The organism is Aeromonas sp. ZOR0002 (genome assembly GCF_963866995.1).
Taxonomy (GTDB): Bacteria; Pseudomonadota; Gammaproteobacteria; order Enterobacterales; family Aeromonadaceae; genus Aeromonas; species Aeromonas caviae.
In genome coordinates this window covers 6,304-8,656 of the sequence record NZ_CAWMFQ010000338.1, presented here as the reverse complement: position 1 = coordinate 8,656, position 2,353 = coordinate 6,304, and the positions used below count along the sequence as shown (strand labels likewise).

Below are 2,353 nucleotides of genomic sequence, written 5' to 3'. Positions count from 1 at the left end.
CCGTGGTGGATCTCGGCGGTGGCCGCTGGCAGGTCACCACGGATGGGGGCAAGCTCGACGCGGTGGAGCTGGTGACCCATGACGCCAATGGCGCCATGGCAATCAAGGTGACGGCCCAGAGCCTGGACAACGGCGCCCTCGGCCCGGAAGTGAACGGCACCATCCATCTCGATGTGAGCCCGGTCAACGACGCCCCCGTCAACGTGCTGCCCGATGATCCCCAGGTGGCCCAGGAGGACGAGCCGTTCGTCATCCAGGGTCTGCAGGTCAAGGACGTGGATGCGGGCAACGGCATCATGGAAGTGCGCCTCTCGGTGGAGCACGGCACCCTGACCCTGCCGGCCGGGAGCGGCGTGACCCTGACCGGCAACGGCACCGGCGATGTGGTGCTGACCGGCACTCTGGCGGATCTCAATGCCCTGCTCTCGGGCGGCGTCACCTATCAGGGCGACCCGGACTTCCATGGCAATGACGCCTTGACCATGGTGACGGACGATCGGGGCAATACCGGCAGCGGTGGCGCCCTGAGTGACACCGATGTGCTGCCCATCCTGGTACAACCGGTCAACGATGCCCCGGTCAACCAGCTGCCGACGACGCCCCAGGTGGCGCAGGAAGATCAGCCCTTCACCATTCACGGGCTGCAGGTGAGCGATGTGGATGCGGGCAACAGCCCCCTCTCTGTCACCCTCTCCGTGCTGCACGGTACCCTGGAACTGGCGGCGGGCAGTGGCGTGACGGTGAGCGGCAGCGGCAGCAACACCCTGGTGCTGAGCGGTTCCCAGGATGCCATCAATGCCTTGCTCGCAGGGGGCGTGACCTATCAGGGCGAGCAGGACTTCAATGGCCAGGATGCCCTGACCATGGTGACCAATGATCTTGGCAACACCGGCAGCGGTGGCCCCCTGAGCGATACCGACGTGCTGCCCATCGAGGTCGAGCCGGTCAATGATGCCCCTGTCACCCAGGTGCCGGGCTCATTGCAGGTGAAAGAGGATGGCTCCCTGTCGCTCACCGGGATCAGCGTGAAGGACGTGGATGCGGGCAGTGCGCCCATCTCCATGGTGCTGCGGGTGGAGCACGGTGTGCTGACCCTGCTGGGGGCGGCAGGCGCCGTCTCGGTGCAGGGGGCGGGGACCAGCGTGGTGACCCTGGTCGGGTCGCTCGATGATCTCAACGGCCTGCTGGCAGGCAACCTGCACTACGAGCCAGCCAGGGACTTCTGGGGTCAGGACAACCTGAGCATCACCACCTCAGATCAGGGCAATACCGGTGCCGGTGGCGTCCTGACCGACAGCGCCCAGATTGCCATCCAGGTGACGGCCGAGCCGGACGATCCCCAGCTGGGGGTCGGCACCCACGATATCCTTGCGCTGCAAGGGGCCTGGGTGCCGCTCAACCTCAGCGCCAGCGTGGTCAATCCGGCCCCGGGCGAGCTGTCGGTGCGGATCCAGAACCTCGGCAACGCCCAGGTGGTGGACGAGCACGGCCAGAGCGTCGGCCACGCGGATGGCAATGACTGGTTGCTGCCGATGGACCAGTCCGTGCCCATCTACCTCAAGGATCTGCCGGCGGGGGATCATGCCCTCACCCTGAATGCCGAATCCAGCCTGGGTGGCGGCACCCTGAGCTCGGCCACGGAGACCATCACCATCCACAGCCAGAGCGGCCACGATCTGCTGGGCTCAGATCAGGGGGACTGGCTGTTCGGCTCCTCCGGCAATGATCGCCTCCTGGGCGGCATGGGGGATGATGTGCTGCGGGGCGGTCAGGGCAACGACATCCTGACCGGTGGCGCCGGCAGCGATCTCTTCGTGTGGGGCAGTGGTGACGAGGGGACGACGGCCTCTCCGGCGATAGACACCATCACCGACTTCCGTCCCCAGGAGGGGGACAGGATCGATCTGGCGGACCTGCTCAAGGGGGTGACCGACAACAGCGTGGATGGCCTGCTGGGTCATCTCCAGGCATCGGTGACCAGCACCGGCAATGGCCTGAGTGACGTGAGCCTGTCGGTCTCCCCGGCGGGGGATGGCAATGTCACCCAGCAGATCACCCTGAAGGACGTGGATCTGAGTGGCTGGAACCTGAGCGGCTCCTCCTCTCACGACATCCTGCAATCCATGCTGGATCAGCACAGCCTGATCATCCAGCACCCCTGATGGGGTGAGATGATGCAAAGAGCCGGCGAATGCCGGCTCTTTTTTTGGCTGAATATGCTGACTTGATGTTTTCTGGTGGTGGCAATGGGAGATGGTTTTTAACAGAGTGGGTGTTGTTGCTGCTTTTCACTGTGTGGGTGGTTCAAACAACCAAAAGGGTTCGCCGCCCGGGCCTCCCATCGGGCTGCCCG

The 2,353-nt window shown here is 65.0% G+C and carries 1 protein-coding gene; it reads left to right on the top strand.

Features of this window, described 5'->3' with window-relative positions:
- On the top strand, positions 1-2,162 hold a 2,162-nt coding region (locus AACR77_RS18350), incomplete at its 5' end, for a type I secretion C-terminal target domain-containing protein (protein WP_042883267.1).
- Positions 2,163-2,353: the final 191 nt, after the last annotated feature.